Genomic DNA, 22,402 nt, shown 5'->3' on the forward strand with positions numbered 1-22,402 from the left:
GGGTGAGCCGGGCTCAGGTGTTGCTGTTGGCGGGGCCGCCGACCTGGATTCCGGCCATCCGCGACCACTCGTACGGTCCGGTGCGCACCTTGGCGGCGAACTCGCCGTCGAAGTCCTCGTGGACGGTGACGCCGGCCTTGGCCACGGCCGCCTCGGCGATCGCGTACGTCGGGGCCACGAGGTCGCCCCAGCCGCCGTCCTCGCCGACGAGGACGATGCGGGCGCCGAGCTGGCCGATGTAGGCGACCTGGGCCTCGGCTCCTCCGTGGGCCTTGGCGAAGGTGCCGATCTGCTGCGCGAGCTTGGCCGCCTTGCGCTCCGCGGTGCGCTCCGCCTTGGCCGCCTGCTTGGTGTCTGACATGGTCAGGATGCTACCGAGGGGTAGGGCGGGCGGCGATGGTGGGGTGAGTGGGCTTCGCCACTCGCCGTGGTGGGTTGCGGCGAGTGGGTGCGTTCGGGCTCGTCGTGGTTGCTCGCGCAGTTCCCCGCGCCCCTTTCGGGGCGCGGCTTCGGCTTGGCCTCAGCGCAGGAAGGGGTCCACCGCCACCGCCACGAAGAGCAGGGACACGTAGGTGATCGACCAGTGGAACAGGCGCATTTCCTTGAGCTTGGCGCCGGTCGTGCCGTTCTTCGCGCGGTTCTGGAGGGCGTGGGCCTCCCAGAGCCACCAGCCGCCCGTGACCAGGGCGACCGAGGTGTAGAACCAGCCCGTGTAGCCGAGGGGGGTCAGCATCAGCGAGACGGCGACCATGACCCAGCTGTAGATGACGATCTGCTTGGCGACCACCTTGTTGGAGGCGACCACCGGGAGCATCGGGACGCCGACGCGGGCGTAGTCGTCCTTCACCTTCATGGAGAGGGGCCAGTAGTGCGGCGGGGTCCAGAAGAAGATGACGAGGAAGAGGATGACCGCGGCCCACGACATCGAGTTCGTCACCGCGGACCAGCCGATGAGGACCGGCATGCAGCCGGCGATGCCGCCCCAGACGATGTTCTGCGACGTACGCCGTTTGAGGATCATCGTGTAGACGACGACGTAGAAGAGGAGCGCCCCGAGCGACAGCCAGGCGGACAGCCAGTTGACGAGGACGCCGAACCAGGCGGTGGAGACGACCGCGAGGGTGATGCCGAAGACCAGGCCCTCACGCGGGGTGACCATGCCGGTGACCAGTGGACGCTGGGAGGTGCGCTCCATGAGGGCGTCGATGTCGCGGTCGATGTACATGTTGAGCGCGTTGGCGCCGCCCGCCGAGAGGTAGCCGCCGACGCAGGTGGCGAGCACCAGCCAGAGGTCCGGGACGCCCTGTTCCGCCAGGAACATCACCGGAACCGTGGTGATCAGCAGCAGTTCGATGATCCGCGGCTTGGTGAGCGCCACGAACGCCATGACTCGGGCCCCGATCGGCCGCTGACCCCGGCTGCTGCTCGTGTTGCTCGCGCCCAGCACTCCCGGTGGACGGGATTCGACGGCCGTCACGCACACCCCTGACAGAGACTCCCAGCAAGCCTCCGGATGTGAACTCCCCGTGACGGCTCGCGCGTACCACGCCACTGTAGACGTTGCCCAGAGCCAGCCTTTCAAGGGGGTGGGGTCGTGTTGGGAGGCGCCCGGCGGGGACCCGAACACACTTCGGTTGAGCAGTCGGATGAGCGGCTCCGTATTCAGATGTCGAACAGCGGAACCCCCAGGTCTCACCATGCGGAACACGGGTCGGGAGGCGGACCGGACCCAGTCCCGTCAGTCTGGAATGACTCGAAAAAATGCGCGTTCCTACGGGGGTAGGCTCGACAACGGCCGGTGCCGTGAAGAACACCGGCACGAGACATGTGGAGAGGAGCCCTGACCCAGGGTGAGCACCAAGCCGACCACTACAGACCTCGCGTGGACCGAATTGGACCAGCGGGCCGTCGACACCGCCCGGATCCTGGCCGCCGACGCCGTCCAGAAGGTCGGCAACGGCCATCCGGGCACGGCGATGAGCCTCGCGCCCGCCGCGTACACCCTCTTCCAGAAGGTGATGCGCCACGACCCCGCCGACCCCGACTGGGTGGGCCGTGACCGGTTCGTCCTGTCCGCCGGCCACTCCTCCCTGACCCTCTACATCCAGCTGTACCTGGGTGGCTTCGGCCTGGAGCTGGCCGACCTGGAGGCGTTCCGCACCTGGGGCTCCAAGACCCCGGGCCACCCCGAGTACGGACACACCAAGGGCGTCGAGACGACGACCGGGCCGCTCGGCCAGGGTGTCGCCAACGCCGTGGGCATGGCGATGGCCGCCCGCTACGAGCGTGGTCTCTTCGACCCCGAGACCCCGCAGGGCGAGTCGCCGTTCGACCACCACATCTTCGCCATCGCCGGTGACGGCTGCCTCCAGGAGGGCATCTCCGCCGAGGCGTCCTCGCTGGCCGGTCACCAGAAGCTCGGCAACCTGGTCCTGCTGTGGGACGACAACCACATCTCGATCGAGGGCGACACCGAGACGGCCGTCTCCGAGGACGTCACCAGGCGGTACGAGGCCTACGGCTGGCACGTGCAGCGCGTGGAGCCCAAGGAGAACGGCGACCTCGACCCGGTCGCGCTGTACGCGGCGATCGAGGCCGCGAAGGCGGTCACCGACAAGCCGTCGTTCATCGCGATGCGTTCGATCATCGCCTGGCCCGCCCCGAACGCGCAGAACACCGAGGCCGCGCACGGCTCGGCGCTCGGCGCGGACGAGGTCGCGGCCACCAAGCGCGTCCTCGGCTTCGACCCCGAGAAGAGCTTCGACGTCGCGGACGAGGTCATCGCGCACACGCGTGCCCTGGGCGAGCGCGGCCGTGAGGCCCGTGCCGTCTGGGAGAAGCAGCTCCAGGAGTGGCGGGACGGCAACGCCGAGCGCGCCGCCGAGTTCGACCGGATCAGCGCGGGCGAGCTGCCCGAGGGCTGGGAGTCGCACCTGCCGGAGTTCGAGACGGGCAAGGGCGTCGCGACGCGTGCCGCGTCCGGCAAGGTCCTCCAGGCGCTCGGCGCGGTGATCCCCGAGCTGTGGGGCGGCTCCGCCGACCTCGCCGGGTCGAACAACACCACGATCGACAAGACCAGTTCGTTCCTCCCGGCGGACAACCCGCTGCCGGAGGCGGACCCCTACGGCCGCACGATCCACTTCGGCATCCGCGAGCACTCCATGGCCGCGGAGATGAACGGCATCGCGCTGCACGGCAACACCCGTATCTACGGCGGCACGTTCCTCGTGTTCTCCGACTACATGCGCAACGCCGTGCGCCTGTCCGCGCTGATGCACCTGCCGGTGACGTACGTGTGGACGCACGACTCCATCGGTCTCGGTGAGGACGGCCCGACGCACCAGCCGGTCGAGCACCTCGCCTCGCTGCGCGCGATCCCGGGTCTGAACGTGGTCCGCCCGGCCGACGCCAACGAGACCGCCATCGCCTGGCGCGAGATCCTCCGGCGCTGGACCAAGGAGTTCGGCAAGGGCGCCCCGCACGGTCTGGCGCTGACCCGTCAGGGCGTGCCGACGTACGAGGCCAACGAGGGCGCCGCCAAGGGCGGTTACGTGCTCTTCGAGGCGTCGAACGGCGCGCCGGAGATCGTCCTCATCGCCACCGGTTCCGAGGTCCACGTGGCTGTCGAGGCCCGTGAGCGGCTGGAGGCCGACGGGGTGCCCACCCGCGTCGTGTCCATGCCGTCCGTGGAGTGGTTCGAGGAGCAGGACCAGGGGTACCGGGACAGCGTTCTGCCGCCGTCCGTCAAGGCGCGTGTCGCGGTCGAGGCCGGCATCGGGCTGACGTGGCACAAGTACGTCGGCGACGCCGGTCGCATCGTTTCGCTGGAGCACTTCGGCGCTTCGGCCGACGGCAAGGTCCTCTTCCGCGAGTTCGGCTTCACTGCCGAGAACGTGGCCGCGGTCGCGCAGGAATCCCTCGCCGCCGCTCAGCGCTGACGCTTACACACGACACGTAGGAGATGTAATTCCATGACAGACGCACTCAAGCGCCTCTCCGAGGAAGGCGTGGCGATCTGGCTGGACGACCTGTCGCGCAAGCGCATCACGTCCGGCAACCTCGCCGAGCTGCTCGACCAGCAGCACGTCGTGGGCGTCACCACCAACCCGTCGATCTTCCAGAAGGCGATCAGCAGCGGTGACGGCTACGAGCAGCAGGTCTCCGACCTCGCCGCCCGCAAGGTCACCGTCGAAGAGGCCATCCGCATGATCACGACGGCGGACGTCCGTGACGCCGCCGACATCCTGCGCCCGGTCTTCGACGCGACCGGCGGCCAGGACGGCCGGGTCTCCATCGAGGTCGACCCGCGCCTGGCGCACAACACCAAGGCGACGGTCGCCGAGGCCAAGCAGCTGGCGTGGCTGGTGGACCGCCCGAACACCCTGATCAAGATCCCGGCGACGAAGGCGGGCCTGCCCGCGATCACCGAGACCATCGGCCTCGGCATCAGCGTCAACGTCACGCTGATCTTCTCGCTGGAGCGCTACCGCGCGGTCATGGACGCCTACCTGGCCGGTCTGGAGAAGGCCAAGGAGCGCGGCCTGGACCTCTCCAAGATCCACTCGGTGGCGTCCTTCTTCGTGTCCCGCGTGGACACCGAGATCGACAAGCGCCTCGACGCGCTCGGCACCGACGAGGCCAAGGCCGCCCGCGGCAAGGCCGGTGTCGCCAACGCGCGCCTCGCGTACCAGGCGTACGAGGAGGTCTTCTCGGACGGCCGCTGGGCCGCGCTGGAGAGCGCGGGCGCCAACAAGCAGCGTCCGCTGTGGGCCTCGACCGGCGTCAAGGACCCGGCGTACAAGAGCACGCTGTACGTCGACGAGCTGGTCGCGCCGAACACGGTCAACACCATGCCGGAGGCCACGCTGGAGGCCACCGCGGCGAGCGGTGAGATCCGCGGCAACGCGATCGCCGGGACGTACGAGCAGTCGCGTGCCGAGCTGGACGCGGTGGAGAAGCTCGGGATCTCGTACGACGAGGTCGTGCAGCTGCTGGAGGACGAGGGCGTCGAGAAGTTCGAGGCGTCCTGGAACGACCTGCTCAAGTCGACCGAGGCGGAGCTGCAGCGCCTCGCACCCTCGGAGGGCTGAACACCTTGTCGAGCAGCAATCCGCTGCGTGACGCCGCGGACCGACGGCTCCCGCGTATCGCGGGGCCGTCGGGCCTGGTCATCTTCGGCGTCACAGGCGATTTGTCACGTAAAAAGCTGATGCCTGCCGTGTACGACCTCGCCAACCGCGGACTGCTGCCGCCGGGCTTCTCGCTCGTCGGCTTCGCGCGCCGGGAGTGGGCGAACGAGGACTTCGCGCAGGAGGTGCACGACGCGGTCAAGGAGCACGCGCGCACGCCCTTCCGCGAGGAGGTCTGGCAGCAGCTCATCCAGGGCATGCGGTTCGTCCAGGGCACCTTCGACGACGACGAGTCCTTCGAGCGGCTGCGCGACACCATCCAGGAGCTGGACAAGGCCCAGGGCACGGGCGGCAACTTCGCCTTCTACCTCTCGGTGCCGCCGTCCGCGTTCCCGGTCGTCATCCAGCAGCTGAAGAAGCACGGGCTCGCGGACCAGAGCAGTGGCTCGTGGCGGCGCGCGGTCATCGAGAAGCCGTTCGGCCACGACCTGGCGTCCGCCGAGGACCTCAACACGACCGTGGAAGAGGTCTTCGCCCCGGACCAGGTCTTCCGGATCGACCACTACCTCGGCAAGGAGACCGTCCAGAACATCCTGGCGCTCCGCTTCGCCAACACGATGTTCGAGCCGATCTGGAACCGGTCCTTCGTGGACCACGTGCAGATCACGATGGCCGAGGACATCGGCATCGGCGGCCGGGCGGGCTACTACGACGGCATCGGCGCGGCCCGTGACGTCATCCAGAACCACCTGCTGCAGCTGATGGCGCTGACCGCGATGGAGGAGCCCGCCTCCTTCGACGCGGACGCGCTCGCCGCCGAGAAGACCAAGGTGCTCGGCGCGGTGCGGCTGCCGAAGGACCTGGGCCGGGACACCGTGTTCGCGCAGTACGCGGCCGGCTGGCAGGGCGGCGAGAAGGTCATCGGCTACCTCGAAGAGGACGGCATCGACCGCAAGTCGAAGACCGACACCTACGCGGCGATCAAGGTCGAGGTCGACAACCGCCGCTGGGCGGGCGTCCCCTTCTACCTGCGGACGGGCAAGCGCCTGGGCCGCCGGGTCACCGAGATCGCGGTCGTCTTCCAGCGTGCACCGCACTCCCCCTTCGACTCCACCGCCACCGAGGAACTGGGCCAGAACGCGATCGTCATCCGCGTCCAGCCCGACGAGGGCGTCACGGTCCGCTTCGGTTCGAAGGTGCCGGGCACCTCGATGGAGATCCGGGACGTGTCGATGGACTTCGCGTACGGCGAGTCCTTCACCGAGTCCTCGCCCGAGGCGTACGAGCGTCTGATCCTCGACGTCCTCCTCGGCGACTCCAACCTCTTCCCGCGCACCGAGGAGGTCGAGCTGTCCTGGAAGATCCTCGACCCGATCGAGGAGTACTGGGACAAGCACGGCAGGCCCGCGCAGTACCAGGCGGGCACGTGGGGTCCCGTCGAGGCGGACGAGATGCTGGAGCGAGACGGACGGAGCTGGCGCCGGCCATGAAGACGGATCTCACGGACACCACGGCCAGCAAGATCAACAAGGCGCTGGTGAAAGCCCGCCGGGCGATAGGCACCCCGGCCGTCGGCATGGTGCTCACGCTGGTCATCGTGACGGACGAGGAGAACGCGTACGACGCGCTCAAGTCCGCCAACGACGCCTCCCGCGAGCACCCCTCGCGCACGATCGTGGTGATCAAGCGCGTCTCCCGCTCCCCGCGCGACCGGACGAAGTCCCGCCTCGACGCCGAGGTACGGGTGGGCGCGGACGCGGGCACCGGCGAGACGGTCGTGCTGCGGCTCTACGGCGAGGTCGCGGACCACGCCCAGTCGGTGGTGCTGCCGCTGCTGCTGCCGGACGCGCCGGTGGTGGTGTGGTGGCCGGTGAACGCGCCGCTCGACCCGGCCCGCGATCCGCTGGGCGCGCTCGGCCAGCGCCGGGTCACCGACAGCTACGCCGCCGAGAAGCCCATCGAGGAGCTGCGGGCCCGCGCGGAGAACTACGAGCCCGGCGACACGGATCTGGCCTGGACCCGGATCACGCCCTGGCGCTCCATGCTGGCCGCCGCGCTCGACCAGGTGGACTGCGAGGTCATCTCCGCGGAGGTGCAGGGCGAGCAGTACAACCCGAGCGTGGAACTGCTGGCCATGTGGCTGGCGGACCGGCTCCATGTGCACGTACGGCGCGGGGTGTCGGCCGGGCCCGGCCTCAACGAGGTGCGGATGCTGACCAGCACCGGGCCCATCCGGCTGTACCGGCCCGCCGGGGGGCTCGCCCTCCTCACGCTGGAGGACCAGCCGGACCGGGCGGTGGCGTTGAAGCGGCGCGAGACGTCCGAGCTGCTGGCGGAGGAGCTGCGCAGGCTCGACCCCGACGACACGTACGCTTCGGCGCTGCGGTTCGGGGTGGACCGGTTGGGTGGCGGACTGAGCGGCGCGGCCGGTGCCGGGGGTTCGGTCTCCGGTGCCGGGGGTGCTGGGGCGGTGACCTCGGCCGGAGCGCCGGGGGATGCGTCGGCGTTCGTTCCGGGTGCCGTGTCCGGGTCCGGTCCCGGGCTGGGTGCGGCCGTCGCGTCGGCCGCTTCCGCGGCGCGGGCTTCGGCCGCGGCGCTGCCTCCGGCCGCTCCGTCGGGATCGGCCGGGTCCACGGGGTCCGCAGGGTCCACGGGGTCGGCAGGGTCCACGGCGTCGGCCGGTGACGGTGACTCCGAGCGGCCCACTCCCGCGCAGATGCCGCCCGTGAAGAAGGCGAACTCGTCATGAGCACACCGCAGTTGGTCGTCCACCGGGACAAGGAGCTGATGGCGCAGGCCGCGGCGGCCCGGCTGATCACCAAGGTCGTGGACGCGCAGGCCTCGCGCGGCTACGCCTCGGTCGTCCTCACGGGCGGGCGCAACGGCAACGGGCTGCTCGCCGCGCTCGCGGCGGCGCCCGCCCGGGACGCGATCGACTGGGGCCGGCTGGATCTGTGGTGGGGCGACGAGCGGTTCCTGCCCGAGGGCGACGCCGAGCGCAATGTCACCCAGGCCCGGGAGGCGCTGCTGGACTCCGTGCCGCTGGACCCGAAGCGGGTGCACGCCATGCCCGCTTCGGACGGGCCGTGGGGTGCCGATGTGGACGCGGCGGCAGCGGCGTACGCGGAGGAGTTGGCGCGGGCGGCGGGGCCGGAGAACCACGGGTCGGTGCCGACGTTCGACGTGCTGATGCTGGGGGTCGGGCCGGACACCCATGTGGCCTCGCTCTTCCCCGAGTTGCCCGCCGTGCGGGAGACCGAGCGGACGGTGGTGGGGGTGCGTGGGGCGCCGAAGCCGCCGCCGACGCGGGTCACGTTGACGTTGCCGGCGATTCGGGCGGCGCGTGAGGTGTGGTTGCTGGCGGCCGGGGAGGACAAGGCGGGGGCGGCGGCGATCGCGTTGTCCGGGGCCGGGGAGATCCAGGCGCCGGCGGCGGGGGCGACGGGGAGGTCGCGGACCCTGTGGCTGCTGGACGCGGCGGCGGCGTCCCGCCTGCCACGCGCCCTGTACCCACCGGCCTCACCGTGAAGGGTTGACTCGCCCCCGCCGCCCCTACCCGTCCCATCCTTCAGGGGCTGCGCCCCTTCGACCCCCAGACGTCCGCCCGGTGGGGCTTCTCGCGCAGTTCCCCGCGCCCCTGAAAGGCCTGCGGCCATTTCATAGGGGCGCGGGGAACTGCGCGAACGGGGTCCGGGGCGGAGCCCCGAGTCTTTGAGCGGGGGTCGAAGGCGGCGCGCAGCCCCTGTCAGGCGGTGAAGTCGTTCTCGCGGGTTTCCGGCAGCGCCAGCAGGCACAGCAGGCTGACCAGGCACAACCCGCCCGTGTAGAACCCCAGCACCAACGGCGACGACCACTGACTGTTCAGCCACGTCGCCACCAGCGGAGCGAACCCGCCGCCGAGCGTGTTGGCCAGGATGAACGCCGCCGACGCCCCGGTGTAGCGCAGCCTCGCCGGGAACAACTCCGCCAGGAACGCCGCCGCCGGCGAGAACATCAGCGCGAGCAGCCCGAGGCCCACGGTGTACGCACCGGTGATGACGAACCCGTTGCCCGTGCTCAGCGACCCGTACATCGGCACGGCCCACACGACGGACCCGACCGCGCCGGCCAGCATCAGCGGACGGCGCCCGACCCTGTCGGCCAGCCGGGCGACGGGCAGCGTGATCGCGATCCCGGCCGCCGCCCCCACGCTCGCCGCCGTCAGCATCGTGTTCTGCGGGATGCCGAGCGACTTCGGCCCGTAGGACAGGCTGTAGACGATCGTCAGGTAGTAGACGGCGGACCCGCCGATCGCCGCGCCGGTGCCGAGCAACAGCCGCCCGGGGTACCGCGCGAGGAGCGTCCCGAGCGGAAAGCGCGACACCGCCGACACCGAAGAAGGCGCAGATGCCGGGGAGGCCTCGCGCGTCGCCGCCGAGGCGCGGTCCTGGAAGACCGGTGACTCCGACACCGTCGTCCGCACCCACAGCCCGACCACCACGAGCACCGCGCTGAGCAGGAACGGCACGCGCCAGGCCCAGTCGGTGAAGCCGTCGCGGCCCACGATGTTCAGGGTCGGGAGGATGACGGCGGTGGAGAGCAGGAACCCGAGGGAGGGGCCGACGTTCGGGACGGCGGCGTAGAGGGCCCGCCGGCCGGGCGGGGCGTGCTCGGCGGCCAGCAGGACCGCGCCGCCCCACTCGCCGCCCATGCTGACGCCCTGCAGCAGACGGAGTGTCACCAGCAGGACGGGGGCGAGGAGTCCGGCGGTCTCGTAGGTCGGGAGCAGGCCGACGCCGACCGTCGCGAGGCCCATCAGCAGGAGGGAGGCGACCAGGGCGCGTCGTCGGCCCAGCCGGTCGCCGATCGTGCCGAAGAGCACGACACCCAGGGGGCGGGACAGGAAGGCCGCGGCGAAGGTGAGGAACGCGGCGAGGGAGGAGACGGTCGGGTTGCCGGAGGGGAAGAACGCGGGGCCGAGGACGAGCGCGGAGGCCGTGCCGTAGACGGCGAAGTCGTAGTACTCAATGGTCGTGCCGATGAGACTCGCGGCGGCGACCCTGGGCGCCTTGTTCGACCCGGCCGGCGGGGAGTCCGGTAAGGAGACGGGTCTGGGTTCCGCGGCCTCGGCGACGGTTTTGGACGGGGATTCGGGCATGGGGGGCTCACTTCCGGTACGCCCGGAGACGAATGGTCCGGGCCCAGAGGGGGACGGCCACGCATGAAACACGAACCGGAGTGCGGCTGTCACCCTAGGCCGGGAAATTCGAATCCCACAAGGAACCCTCGGAAAAGAACGCCCGCCCAGTTCGTCGAATTGTTTCGATGGCGGAATACGCGCGATTACGCAGGACAACGACATTTAAAGCATGTGATCCCGCTATGCGTGCGGACAGGTCGCCAAAATACGCCACGAACACCACTCCTGGGCCTCGTCAACCCCGGAGATCCTGTCAAGTGGCTGTCAATATTCATGTGGGGGCATGCATAAAAATTTGCCGACGGTCACGCCTTGCCAACCGCCGATCACGCACGGAATGCTGACGCCCTGGCTGAACTTGAAAGTTCTACGACCATCGTTTTTCGGACATGGAGCGGAAGGCGCTTTTCCCATGCTGAAAACTGGCAAGCCATTACGTTGGAGAAGGCTTTCCCTGGCCGGCGACGACCGGCATTTACTGATACCCCTCGACCACAGCGTCTCGGACGGTCCAGTCGCTCCTCCGGGTCAGTGGGAAGAGCTGTTGAAGGCTCTGGTGGCCGGCGGCGCCGACGGGATCATCGTCCACAAAGGGCGCGCCCGCACACTCGACCCGGCCCTCCTCAGGAGCTGTGCGCTGGTGGTGCATCTGAGCGCCAGCACGGCCTGCTCCGCCGACGCCGACGCCAAGGTGCTGGTCGGCGACGTCGAGGAGGCGGTGGCCCTCGGCGCCGACGCGGTCAGCGTCCATGTGAACATCGGCTCGGACACCGAGGGGCGCCAGCTCGCGGACCTGGGCGCGGTGGCCCGGTCCTGCGACACCTGGGGCATGCCGCTGATCGCCATGGTCTACCCGCGGGGCCCCCGGATCGAGAACCCGCACGATCCCGCGCTCCTCGCGCACATCGTGAACGTCGCCGCCGACCTGGGCGCCGACATGGTGAAGACCTCGGTGGCCCTGCCGCTCGACCGGATGGCCGAGGTGGTGGCCCACAGCCCCATCCCCGTCCTCGCGGCCGGCGGCCCGCCCGACGGCTCCGACCTCATCGAGTACGGCACCGCCGTGATGGCCGCCGGCTGCCGGGGCCTGGCCGTCGGCCGCCGTATCTTCTCCTCCCCCTCCCCCGCATCCCTGGTCTCGCGGCTCGCCGCGGTGGTGCACGGCGACGGGGTCACCAATGACATGAGCATGACCTCCCCCTCCCCTTACTCGACGATCGTGGCAGGTGTCGCATGAGGTTCGCGTGGATCGATCTCCGTGAAGTCCCCCGTCCGCAGCTCCAGGCGGTGGTGGACGCGGCCGTCCACGCCCGGATGGCCGGGGTGGTCTCCGCCGACGCCGAGCTGCTGGGGACACTCCCGCCGACGGTGACCCGGGTGCTGGCCGGCGGAGCCCCGAGCGCCGCTCCCCCGAAGAAGACCGCGGTCAAGGGCGACAAGGAGGCCAAGGCTGCCGCCGACGCCACATCCGAAGCCAAGGCGGCCGCCGACGCCGAATCCGAGCACAAGCTCCCGGCCGGCGCCGGATTCGACCTCCTGCTGCGGAAGTTCACCGTCCAGGACGAGCTGGACGCCCTCGCCTCCGAGAACCGGGCCGCCACCGACGCGCCGGTCGCCGGCTTCGTCGACGTACGGGACGACCGCACCCTCCAGCTGTCGTGCGCGGGCGCGATGGCACTGCCGTACACGGTGATCCACTTCGCCGATCCGACGAAGATCCCGCTGGAGATCGTGCTCGCGGCGGCCGAGTCGGCCGAGGGGAAGCTGGTCACCGTGGTCGGGGACCTGGAGGAGGCGGCCATCGTCTTCGACGTGCTCGAACGCGGCTCGGACGGCATCCTGTTCACCCCCCGGAGCGCGGACGACGTGTTCGCGCTGGCGCGGCTGCTGGAGGCGACCACCCCGCAGCTGGAGCTGTCCACGCTCACCGTCGAGAGCATCCGGCACGTCGGGCTCGGCGACCGGGTCTGTGTGGACACCTGCTCCCACTTCGAGGAGGACGAGGGCATCCTCGTCGGCTCGTACTCCTCCGGCTTCGTGCTCTGCTGCAGCGAGACCCACCCGCTGCCGTACATGCCGACGCGGCCGTTCCGGGTCAACGCCGGCGCCCTGCACTCGTACACGCTGGGCCCCGACAACCGCACCAACTACCTCAGCGAGGTCGGCTCCGGCAGCGCCCTGCTCGCGGTCGGCGCCGACGGCCGTACCCGGCGGGTGGTGGTCGGGCGGGCCAAGCTGGAGTCCCGGCCGCTGCTGGAGATCCGCACCCACGCGGAGGACGGACGGCTGGTGAGCCTGACCGTCCAGGACGACTGGCACGTGCGGGTCCTCGGGCCGGGCGGCAAGGTCCTCAACGTCACCGAACTGCGGACCGGCGACGAGCTGCTCGGCTATCTGGCCCAGGACAAGCGCCATGTGGGCCTGCCCATCGGCGAGTTCTGCAAGGAGGTCTGAGGCCCCATGGGCGAACTCGTGGCGGCCGCGGCCGGCGAGGACGGGATGGGCGTCCTGGTCCAACGGCTGTTCGACGCGCGGGACGACGGTCTGCCGTATCTGACACACCAGCGGGAGACCGTCACCCGCGGGGAGTTACGGGAGCGGGTGGCCAAGCAGGCCGCCGTGTTCGCCGGGTACGACATCGGGCCGGGCAGCACGGTGGGGCTGCGGACGCCGCCCAGCTTCACCCAGGTCGAGGTGCTGCTCGCGCTGTGGCGGCTGGGCGCACAGGTGATGCTGTTCGACTTCCGGCTGAAGCCCGCCGAGGTCGACGCCCTGTGCGCCGTCTGCCGGCCGCAGTTCATGGTCCGGGCCGGCAGCAACGTACGGGCCGCGTTCGGCTTCCGGTCCGAGTACGAGGTCGCCACCGAGTGCCGCAGGGCGGGGCGGGCGGCCGACGGCGACCACCGGCTGGTCCAGTTCAGCTCGGGGTCGACCGGGCGGCCGAAGGTGATCGGCCGGACCGCCTCCTCGATCGCCGCCGAGGTCGAGTCGTTCGCGGCGGTTCCCGGGATGCCGGTCGAGGGCGACCGGCTGCTGCTGCTCAGCTCCACCGCGCACAGCTTCGGGCTGCTCGGCGGGCTGCTGCACGCGCTGGCGGCCGGGGTCTCCGTCGTCTTCGCGCCCCGGGTCTCGGCCCGCGACATCCTGCGGACCTCCCTCGACCACCGGATCACCACCCTGTTCGGGGTGCCGATGCACTACGAGCTGCTCGCGGCCGCCCTCGATCCGCCCGCGCTGCCCGCGCTGCGCACCGCCGTCTCCGGCGGCGAGCTGATGCCCCCCGAGGTCGCCGCGCGGTTCGCCGAGCGGTACGGCGTGACGGTCGGCGAGGCCTACGGCACCACCGAGACCGGCATCGTCGCCATCGACGTCGGCGGCACACTCCGGCCCTCCGTGGGCCGGCCCGCGCCGGGCGTGGTGGTCCGGGAGCACAAGGGCGAACTGGACGTCGCGCTCGCCGAGTCGCCGTACCTCTTCGACTCCGGCGGCACCCAGTACGCCGACGGCTGGCTGCACACCCGGGACCGGGCCGTGGTCGGCGCCGACGGCACGGTCACCGTGGGCGGCCGCGCCGACTCCCTCGTCGTCATCGGCGGCCTCAAGGTCGACCTCACCGAGGTCGAGCACGTGCTGCGCGCGCACCCGGCCGTCGAACAGGCGGTCCTCGTCCACGAGGACGTCACCGAGGCGTACGTGACCGTCGCCGCCGGGACCGAGCGTCCCTCGGCGGAGGAGCTGCTGCGCTGGTGCCGGGAACGGCTGGCCGACTACAAGCTGCCCCGGGTGATCCGGCTGCTGGAGAACCTGCCCCGCACGTCGAACGGGAAGCTGGTCCGCCGGGCGGCGACGCTCCAGGCGGCAGCGACGACGAGCGACGCGTAGCGGCTCGGCCCCAGCCGTCCGCGCGCGGCCCGCACACGACTTTTCGCACGACCTTCTCACGACCTTCCCCTCTGGAGATGGCGATCATGAGCACGTCCACCCTGGACAACGAGATCCGCGAGTTCGTCCTGACCACGGTCATCGACGAGATGAACATCCTGCTGAGCCGCGACGGCATCACCGACGAGAGCCCGGTGACCGTCGGCGGTCTGGAGCTGGACTCCCTGAGTCTGATCGAGCTGACGTTGCGGCTGGAATCGCGGTTCGGCGTGGAGATCCCGGACACCGACATCGAGCCGCTGGCCTCGCTGACCCTCGGCGGGCTGGTGGCCGAGGTCGTCCGGCGCGGGGCGAAGGCATGACGGCGGAGACCGCCGGGCCGCCCGTCACGGAAGCGGCCCCGCAGGGCGCCGCCGCGCCGACCGTCCTCACCACCGGGCTCGTCCGGGAGCTGCTGTCCGACCGCAAGATCTTCCCCGGCGTCCCGGACGACCTCGACGAGGACGCCGAACTCGTCCTGGACTCCCTGGGGTTGGTGTGGCTGCTGCATGTGGTGGAGGAGCGGTACGGCCTGATCGTGGAGCCCCGCGACGAGGACATCGCGAACCTGACCTCACTCCGCCGCCTCACGGAGTTCCTGGGCGCGGCAGGGGCGCCGGATTCGGCGGGGGCGGGGGCGGCGAGTGCGTCGGACGCGGCGGGTGGGGGTGAGCGCGGTGACCGGTGAGGTGATGGTGACCGGGTTCGGTGTCCGTACCGCCTTCGGCGCGGGCGCGGACGCCCTGCGGCGCGGTGTCTTCGCCGGTGTTCCCTCCTTCGCCCCCACCACCCGCTTCGACACCGCTCCCTACCGCACCCCGATGGCCGGCGCCGCCCCCGACGGCCCCGACGCGGTGGAGCACTGGGCGCTGCGTCCCGCCCTCGCACGCTGCGGGGCGGAAGCCCTCGACATGGCCGGGCTGCCGACGGGCACCGAGGCGGCGGTCCTGCTGGGCATCGCGGGCGACTGCACGAGCATCACCCGGTACTGGCGGGAGGCGGCGGCACCGGGGGCCGACGAGAACGACGGCGCCGGTACGGGCCGAGCCACCACCCCGGCCCCCGGGCTCACCGGGACCGACGCGGGGCACGCACCCCCCGGTGAAGCGCCCGACGCCGGGTCCGCCTTACCTGGCAACGGGACCGTCGGAGCGGTGGGGCTCGCCGCGCCACCGGCCGACCCGGCGGCTGCCCGGCTCGCCGACGCCGTCCCCGCCCATCTCGCCGAGTCACTGGCAGGAGGCCTCGGGCTGACCGGGCCCCGGCTCACCTTCACCAACGCCTGTGTGGCCTCCGCCGCCGCGATCATCCACGCCTGCCGGCTGATCTCCACCGGGCGGGTCGATGTCGCGGTGTGCGCCGGCGGCTATCTCGTGGAGGAGGAGACGTTCGGGAAGTTCGACTCGGGGCGGGCCCTGTCGCGTGACGGCACCGTGCGGCCGTTCAGCGCCGACCGCACCGGGCTGCTGCTCGGCGACGGGGTCGCGGCGGTCGTACTGGAGTCCGCCGAGCACGCGCGGCGGCGCGGGGCGCGGCCGCTGGCGGGTGTGGTCGGCTGGGGTGCGGCGACCGACGCCCACCACATCGCGCAGCCGCATCCCGACGGCGTCGGCCTGGCCCGCGCGACCCGGCAGGCGCTGCGGATGGCCGGGGACCCCGACGGGTCGGGCCTCGGCTATGTCAACGCCCATGGCACCGGCACCAAGTACAACGACGGCGCCGAGACGCGGGGGCTGCGCGCCGCGCTCGGGGAGCGGGCCGAGTCGATCCCGGTCAGCTCGACCAAGAGCACCACGGGGCATCTCCTGGAGGCCGCCGGAGTCGTGGAGTTCGTGATCACGATGCTGGCCCTGACGGAGGGCGTGCTGCCGCCGACCGCCAACTTCACGCGGGCGGACCCCGAGTGCGACCTGGACTACGTACCGAACAGGCCCCGCCCCGCCGACCTCCGCCGGGCCCTCACCATCAACGCCGCCTTCGGGGGCGCCAACACCGCACTCGTCCTGGAGCGGCCGTGACGACGACGGAGACGAAGACGGACAGGAGAAGGACGACCGAGACCCGTTCCGACAGCGGGAGCGAGGCCCTCACGGCCGACGGATCCGTGCCGCGTTCGCCGCTCCTGGTCCTGGCCGGCGCCACCGCGACCCATGGCACCGGGCGGGACGGCGACATCCCGCTGCCGCGCCTGCCCGGGTTCGTGGAGTCGGCGTTCAGCCCGCTGGTGTACGAGGTCGCCGCGCGGTGTCTGACCGAGCGGCCCGGGGACGGTGCCCGTACGGCCGTCGCGCTCGCGAGCCTGATGGGCGACACCACGACGGCCGATCTGGCGAGCCGGCGCGTGGTCGCGGGCCGGGTCCACAACCCGCTGCTGTTCATGCAGGCCACGGCCAACTCCGTGCTGGGACACCTCAGCCGGGAGTTCGGGATCACCGGGCAGATGTTCAGCCTGTCCACCCTCGACGACCCGGTGACCGAACTGCTGGCCATGGCCGAACTCCTCCTGGAGGACCCGGAGCTGGACCAGGTCCTGGTGATCGGCGTGGAACTGGGCGGCGGCGAGCGGTGGGCCGCCGTGCACCAGGAGTTGTCCGCGGAGTACGGCCGCCCGGTCCCGGACCTGCCCGAGAGCGCCGCCCTGGCGGTGGCCGTCCTGCTCGGCCGCCCCGACTCCGGCGCGCACCCCGGACCCGGTGCCCCCATCACGGCGGCGGCCGCGCACAACGGCAGCGTCCAAGGTCTGTTCGACCTGGCCGCCGCCCACCGGCGGTCGCCGCGGGACGCGGAACGAGACGAGACGGAGAGCCATGCTCATCAGTAGGCAGGAGCGGGCACGGATCTGCTCCGACACGGAACTCGGCGCCGGCAACGTCCTGCGACGACTGCGCGCATACGAACGCCCGCTCGACGAAACGGTGTTGCACACCGACCGCACCTGGCGCGCACCGGACGGCAGCCACCCCGAGGCGCTGACTCTCGGGCAGTTGTACGAGGCGGTCGAAGCCTACGCCGGCTGGTACACGGCCCACGGGGTGCGCCCCCGCGACCCGGTGGCCATCCACTCCTCCTCCGCCACCGAGTTCGCGGTGAACTTCCTGGCGCTGACCTCGATCGGAGCCGTGCCGTCGTTCGTCAACGGCAACCTCTCGCCGGAGATCGCCCGGGAGTACGTCCGCCGCCAGGGCGCGGTGGGCGCCTTCACGGACGAGGCGCACCGGGAGGTGCTGACCGGGGACGCGGGCGGAGCCGGGGGCGCGGACGGAGAAGGGGGCGCGAACGGCTCCGGGGGGCGCGGCCTCGGGCTCGGCTTCCACGTGACCGCCGCCGACGTCCACCCGGAGCACCGCGCGTCGCTCCCGCCGTCGTACCCCTACCGGCACGACCCCACCGACCCGGTGCTCATCTCCCACTCCTCCGGCACGACCGGCCTGCCGAAAGGGGTGCCGCACACCCATCGGACGCTGATGTACGCCCAGCTGCACCGACTGCGGTTCTCGACCGGCGCCGACATGGAACGCACGCTCGTGGGACTGCCGGGCGCGCACAACGCGATGGTCGCGACGCTGCTGTACTGCCTGCTGCTGCGCACGGACCTCAAGTTGCTCTCCAGCCAGCGCGGCACGGACGTGCTGGACGCGATCGAGGAGTTCCGGCCGACGACCGTGCTGGCCTTCGCCGGAACCTTCGGCGAGATGGCGGCGGAGGATCTGACGGCGCGCGATCTGTCCAGCGTGCAGGTGTGGTTCAACACGGGGGACGCGGCGCACGAGGCGCACATCCGGGCCCTCGTCCAGCACGGGAGCCGGATCGAGATCCGGCGGGACCTGAGCCGCGTCCGGGTCGAGGGGTCGGTCTTCGTGGACGGACTCGGTTCGTCGGAGGCCGGCTACTCCGTCTTCCACAACCGGCACACCAAGGACACCTCCGCCTACTCCCGCTGCGTCGGCAAGCCGATCAGCTTCGCCGAGGCCGCCGTGCTCGCCGAGGACGGCACCCCGCTGCCGCCCGGGCGGATCGGCCGTCTGGGCCTCAAGTCGCCGACGCTGACGCCCGGTTACTGGAACGACTCGCTGACCTGGCACCGGATGCGGCTCGGCGGCTACTGGCTCACCGGGGACCTCGCCCACCAGGACGAGGAGGGCAACTTCTACCACCTCGACCGGGCCCCGGACGCCATCCGCACCCCGGCGGGGATCGTCTTCAGCACCCGTACCGAGGAACTGCTCCTGGCCGCGCTGCCGGAACTCAGCGACTGCACGGTGGTCGGGATCGCCCCCGAGGGCGTACGCGCGGACTGGGACGGCGACGGCGAGGCGGAGGCGTACGCGCTGCTCCAACTCGCCGACGAAATCGCCGATGAACGCACCGGCGGACTGGCCGACCCGAGCGCCACCGGAGCGGGAGTCGACGAGGAGTGGACCGGGCGGGTCAACGCGGTGCTGACGGCGGCCGGGTTCCCCCCGGTGACCCGGGCCCTGCGGATGAAGGCCGGTGACGTGGCCAAGGGCGCCACCGGCAAGGTTCTCAAACGAGTGATGCGCGACCGGTTCGCCGCCGACACGGCCGCCGCGGTCGCCGCCGAGGAGCAGCACGCATGAGCACGCACTCCGACGCCGACGGCGTCAATCACCGCGCCCGGGCCGGTGAGGCGTACCGGCTGTGGTGGCAGCACGACGCCAACTGGTACCAGGGGGTGGCCGCCCGGTTCGGGCAGGAGGCCGCGAACGAGATCAACGCGGAGGCGATGGGGAAGGTCGCCCTGCACGTCGGGCAGCGGGTCGCCAAGCTGTACGGCCCCCTCCCCGACACCGGCGACGGCCGCAAGGACCTGGAGGAGCTGCGCCGCCGTTACGACGACTGCGGCGACCGGATGTTCCCGCCGGAGCTGCGCAACGCCGCCACCGAGGTCGAGGACGACGACCTGATCGTCCTCACCCTCAAGCGGAACTTCGCGATCACCATGGTCCGGATGGCCGGCTCGCTGGAGGGCTACCGCTGCCCGTGCACCGCCGTCCACGCCGGCTGGTCCGAGGGACTGGGCGTGACCCTCACGGAGAACAGGGCCGAGACCTGTCTGCGGAACGGCGACGCGTCGTGCCGTCTGCTGATGCGCGTCGCCGCTCCCGTCGCACCGGGTTCGGAGGACTGAGGCATGCGCGTACTTGTCGCCGGGGCCACCGGAGTGGTCGGCCGTCCGCTGGTGGGCGCGCTGCGGGCGCGGGGCCACCGGGTGAGCGCACTGGTGCGGCAGAGGTCGAGGGACCGGGTCCCGGAGGCGGACGAGGTGGTGGTCGCCGACGCCCTGGACCGTGAGGCCGTGCTGGCGGCGGTGTCGGCAGCCCGGCCCGAGGTGGTCGTCCACCAGATGTCGGCGCTGCGTCTGCTGCGCGACGACCCGCCGGGGGCCTTCGCCCTCACCGCCCGGCTGCGCACCGAGGGCACCGCCCATCTGGTCGAGGCGGCCCGCGCGGCCGGCGCGCGCCGGCTGGTCGCCCAGTCCATCGCGTTCGCCGCCGCCCCGGCCGGGGACCCGGTCCTCGACGAGGACGCGCCCTTGTACGTGGACGCCCCCGACCCCGGCTGGGCCTCGACCGTGCGGGCCGTCGCCGAGCTGGAACGGCGGGTGACGGACCGGGACAACGGCCTGGAAGGTGTGGTGCTGCGCTACGGCACGCTGTACGGCCCCCGCACCGCGTACGCCCCCACCGGCGCGACCGCGCACTCCGTGCGGGCCGGGCGGCTGCCGCTGCCGGGCAGCGGGGCGGGGATCATGTCGTTCCTGCACGTCGAGGACGCCGTGGGGGCGGCCGTGACGGCCGTCGAGGCCGACGCGAGCGGAGTGTTCCATGTGACGGACGACGATCCGGCCCCGGCCGCGCAGTGGCTGCCCCATCTCGCCCGGATGCTCGCCGCGCCCTCGCCGCGCACGGTCCCGGCGGCCCTCGCGCCCCGTCTCCTCGGCTGGTTCATGGCCCACCAGCTCACTTCGGCGCACGGCGCCGCCAACGACCGGGCCCGCACGGCGCTCGGCTGGAAGCCGGCCAGACCGAGCTGGCGCGACGGACTGGGCCAGGAATGACCGCCCCCGACGACACCACCGCGCCCGACACACCCCTGCCCGGCGGGACCGTCACGGCAGCCGCCCTGCCCGGCGCCCCCGGCCCCGGCGGCCCCCTCACCGTCTGTGTGGTCGGTGCCGGCCCCCGGGGGCTGTCCGTCCTGGAGCGGATCTGTGCGAATGCCGGGGAACTCGTCCGGCCGGTCGAGGTGCACCTCGTGGACCCGTACCCGCCGGGCGCGGGCGCGGTCTGGCGCACGGACCAGCCGGGCGAGCTGCTGATGAACACGGTCGCCTCCCAGGTGACGCTGTTCACCGACGCGAGCGTGGACTGCGCGGGGCCGACGGTGCCGGGCCCCAGCCTCTACGAGTGGGCGTGCGCGGCTCGGGACGGGGTCGTCGACCACGATCTCCCGGCCCGCGCCCTGGTCGAGGCCCGACGGCTCGGCCCGGACACCTATCCGACCCGCGCGTTCCACGGCCACTACCTGGAGTGGGTCTTCCGCCACCTGTTACGTACGGCTCCCGCCCATGTCACCGTCCACCCGCACCGGACCACCGCGATCGGCCTGTGCGAGGACACCCCGGACGGACCGCAGACGGTGACCCTGGCGAACGGCGAACGGCTGACCGGGCTGGCCGGCGTGGTGCTGGCCCTCGGCCACGGCGCCCTGACCCCGTCGCCGGAGGAACGCGCGCTGCGCTCCTTCGCCGACCGCCACGGCCTCACCTACGTGGCCCCCGCCAATCCGGCCTACACCGACCTGAGCGGCATCGCCCCGGGCACCCCGGTCGCCCTGCGCGGCCTGGGCCTGAACTTCTTCGACTGCCTGGCCCTGCTCACCGAGGGCCGCGGCGGCACGTTCAAGGAGGGCGAGTCCGGTCTCGTCTATCTGCCGAGCGGCAACGAGCCCGTCCTGTACGCCGGTTCGCGGCGCGGCGTGCCGTACCACGCCCGGGGCGAGAACGAGAAGGGCGCCCTCGGCCGCCACGAGCCGCGCTTCCTGACGCCGGACGTCATCGCGGAGCTACGGCACCGCGTGACCGCCGGCCACCCCCTCGGCTTCCGCGACGCCCTCTGGCCCCTCGTCGACCGCGAGGTACGGACCGTCCACCACGAGGCCCGCATCCGCGCTGCCCGGGGGCCGGAGGCGGCCGCGGCCTTCGTACGGTCGTACCTCGCGGCCTCGGGCGACGAGGGCGCCGAGGCGGCCCTGCTCGACGAGCACGGTGTCCCGGCCGACGAGCGATGGGACTGGGCGCGGATCGAACAGCCCTACGGCGAGCGGACGTTCAGCGACCGGGCCGCCTTCCGGCTCTGGCTGCTGGATCATCTGCGCCGGGATGTCGCCGAGGCCCGCCTCGGCAATGTGAACGGCCCGCTGAAGGCCGCGCTGGACGCCCTGCGGGACCTCCGCAACGAGATCCGGCTCGTCGTCGACCACGGCGGGGTCTCCGGCGACTCGTACCGCGCCGAACTCGACGACTGGTACACCCCGTTGAACGCCTTCACGTCGATCGGCCCGCCCGCCTTCCGGATCGAGGAGCTGATCGCGCTGATCGAGGCGGACGTGCTGCACGTGCTGGGCCCGGGCATCCGCGTCCGGGCCTGGTCGCCCGACGGCGGCCTCGAAGAACCCGGTCCCGACGGACTCGGTCCCGAGGGGCCCGGTTCCGACAAAGGCGGCCCCGCCCCTGGCTGCTTCCTCGTGGACGCGGAGCTGGTGGACGAACCCCCGGTCCGGGTCGCCGCGTTGATCGAGGCGCGGCTGCCCGCCGTCGATCTGCGGCGCAGCGCCGACCCGCTGCTGCGGGCACTGTTCCGGGCCGGTGCGTGCGCGCCGTACCGGCTCGGTGGCGGCGCGGGGTACGAGCCCGGCGGGCTGGCGGTGACCGACGGCCCGCCCAGGCTCGTGGACGCCGGGGGCCGACCGCATCCGCGCCGGTACGCCTTCGGGGTGCCGGTGGAGGGCGTGCGCTGGGTGACGGCGGTCGGCATCAGGCCCGGCGTGGGCTCGGTGACGCTGGAGGACGCGGACGCGATCGCCCGGGCCGCGCTCGGGCTCACCCCGGCGGCAGGCCGGACAGCAGGCGGAGAGAGTCGAGGAGCGTGAA

General features: G+C 72.0%; 19 protein-coding genes. 16 read left to right on the plus strand and 3 right to left on the minus strand.

The annotated features are described in order from the left end of the window. Positions 1–13: 13 nt before the first annotated feature. Positions 14–361, minus strand: coding sequence for a hypothetical protein (locus tag L3078_RS11265; RefSeq protein WP_239753302.1), 348 nt, complete (start codon positions 359–361; stop codon positions 14–16). Positions 362–520: 159 nt separating this feature from the next. Then, positions 521–1,477 carry a heme o synthase gene (locus tag L3078_RS11270; RefSeq protein ID WP_239753303.1) on the minus strand — a complete coding sequence of 319 codons (957 nt, stop codon included), beginning with the start codon at positions 1,475–1,477 and terminating at the stop codon, positions 521–523. A 373-nt stretch (positions 1,478–1,850) separates the two neighbouring features. Between L3078_RS11270 and tkt the strand changes: the two genes are divergently transcribed. The 5 genes from tkt to pgl are packed head-to-tail and all read left to right on the plus strand — an operon-like array spanning position 1,851 to position 8,657. Further along, positions 1,851–3,938 (plus strand): transketolase, encoded by a 2,088-nt coding sequence (gene tkt, locus L3078_RS11275; RefSeq protein WP_239753304.1) that lies wholly within the window; start codon positions 1,851–1,853, stop codon positions 3,936–3,938. A 33-nt stretch (positions 3,939–3,971) separates the two neighbouring features. Then, positions 3,972–5,090 (plus strand): transaldolase, encoded by a 1,119-nt coding sequence (gene tal, locus L3078_RS11280; protein ID WP_220649592.1) that lies wholly within the window; start codon positions 3,972–3,974, stop codon positions 5,088–5,090. Further along, complete coding sequence (zwf, locus tag L3078_RS11285; protein WP_391806280.1) at positions 5,087–6,619, plus strand: glucose-6-phosphate dehydrogenase; 1,533 nt, start codon at positions 5,087–5,089, stop codon at positions 6,617–6,619. The genes tal and zwf overlap by 4 nt, the downstream gene beginning before the upstream one ends. Next, the gene (opcA, locus tag L3078_RS11290; protein ID WP_239753306.1) at positions 6,616–7,878 is read left to right on the plus strand and encodes a glucose-6-phosphate dehydrogenase assembly protein OpcA; all 1,263 of its coding nucleotides are present in this window, start codon (positions 6,616–6,618) and stop codon (positions 7,876–7,878) included. Before zwf ends, opcA begins: the two co-directional genes overlap by 4 nt. Next, entirely contained in the window at positions 7,875–8,657 is a 783-nt protein-coding gene (gene pgl, locus L3078_RS11295) for a 6-phosphogluconolactonase (RefSeq protein ID WP_239753307.1), read from the plus strand. Before opcA ends, pgl begins: the two co-directional genes overlap by 4 nt. Before the next feature lie 217 nt (positions 8,658–8,874). Here pgl and L3078_RS11300 read toward each other — a convergent pair whose 3' ends face one another. Further along, positions 8,875–10,266: an MFS transporter gene (locus L3078_RS11300; protein WP_239753308.1), complete on the minus strand. Its 1,392-nt coding sequence runs from the start codon at positions 10,264–10,266 to the stop codon at positions 8,875–8,877. A gap of 454 nt (positions 10,267–10,720) precedes the next feature. On the opposite strand from L3078_RS11300, the gene L3078_RS11305 reads away from it, so the two are divergent. The 11 genes from L3078_RS11305 to L3078_RS11355 all read left to right on the plus strand — a co-directional run bounded on the left by L3078_RS11305 (position 10,721) and on the right by L3078_RS11355 (position 22,401). Further along, positions 10,721–11,545, plus strand: coding sequence for a class I fructose-bisphosphate aldolase family protein (locus tag L3078_RS11305; protein WP_239753309.1), 825 nt, complete (start codon positions 10,721–10,723; stop codon positions 11,543–11,545). Further along, a complete protein-coding gene (locus L3078_RS11310; protein ID WP_239753310.1) occupies positions 11,542–12,762 on the plus strand; it encodes a 3-dehydroquinate synthase II family protein in 1,221 nt (406 codons plus the stop codon). Before L3078_RS11305 ends, L3078_RS11310 begins: the two co-directional genes overlap by 4 nt. A gap of 6 nt (positions 12,763–12,768) precedes the next feature. Further along, on the plus strand, positions 12,769–14,190 hold the full coding sequence (locus L3078_RS11315; protein ID WP_239753311.1) for a class I adenylate-forming enzyme family protein: 1,422 nt from the start codon (positions 12,769–12,771) through the stop codon (positions 14,188–14,190). Between the two features lie 77 nt (positions 14,191–14,267). Beyond that, positions 14,268–14,552: an acyl carrier protein gene (locus L3078_RS11320; protein ID WP_239753312.1), complete on the plus strand. Its 285-nt coding sequence runs from the start codon at positions 14,268–14,270 to the stop codon at positions 14,550–14,552. Next, positions 14,549–14,917: an acyl carrier protein gene (locus L3078_RS11325; RefSeq protein WP_239753313.1), complete on the plus strand. Its 369-nt coding sequence runs from the start codon at positions 14,549–14,551 to the stop codon at positions 14,915–14,917. The genes L3078_RS11320 and L3078_RS11325 overlap by 4 nt, the downstream gene beginning before the upstream one ends. Next, positions 14,907–16,247 carry a beta-ketoacyl-[acyl-carrier-protein] synthase family protein gene (locus L3078_RS11330; protein ID WP_239753314.1) on the plus strand — a complete coding sequence of 447 codons (1,341 nt, stop codon included), beginning with the start codon at positions 14,907–14,909 and terminating at the stop codon, positions 16,245–16,247. Before L3078_RS11325 ends, L3078_RS11330 begins: the two co-directional genes overlap by 11 nt. Continuing rightward, entirely contained in the window at positions 16,244–17,050 is an 807-nt protein-coding gene (locus L3078_RS11335; protein WP_239753315.1) for a hypothetical protein, read from the plus strand. The genes L3078_RS11330 and L3078_RS11335 overlap by 4 nt, the downstream gene beginning before the upstream one ends. Beyond that, positions 17,037–18,827, plus strand: a complete 1,791-nt coding sequence (locus L3078_RS11340) for an AMP-binding protein (protein ID WP_239753316.1) — start codon at positions 17,037–17,039, stop codon at positions 18,825–18,827. Before L3078_RS11335 ends, L3078_RS11340 begins: the two co-directional genes overlap by 14 nt. Next, the gene (locus L3078_RS11345; protein WP_239753317.1) at positions 18,824–19,378 is read left to right on the plus strand and encodes a hypothetical protein; all 555 of its coding nucleotides are present in this window, start codon (positions 18,824–18,826) and stop codon (positions 19,376–19,378) included. Before L3078_RS11340 ends, L3078_RS11345 begins: the two co-directional genes overlap by 4 nt. Before the next feature lie 3 nt (positions 19,379–19,381). Continuing rightward, entirely contained in the window at positions 19,382–20,308 is a 927-nt protein-coding gene (locus tag L3078_RS11350; RefSeq protein WP_239753318.1) for an NAD-dependent epimerase/dehydratase family protein, read from the plus strand. Next, positions 20,305–22,401: an FAD/NAD(P)-binding protein gene (locus tag L3078_RS11355; RefSeq protein WP_239753319.1), complete on the plus strand. Its 2,097-nt coding sequence runs from the start codon at positions 20,305–20,307 to the stop codon at positions 22,399–22,401. The genes L3078_RS11350 and L3078_RS11355 overlap by 4 nt, the downstream gene beginning before the upstream one ends. Position 22,402: the final 1 nt, after the last annotated feature.

Source organism: Streptomyces deccanensis, assembly GCF_022385335.1.
Lineage (GTDB): Bacteria > Actinomycetota > Actinomycetes > Streptomycetales > Streptomycetaceae > Streptomyces > Streptomyces deccanensis.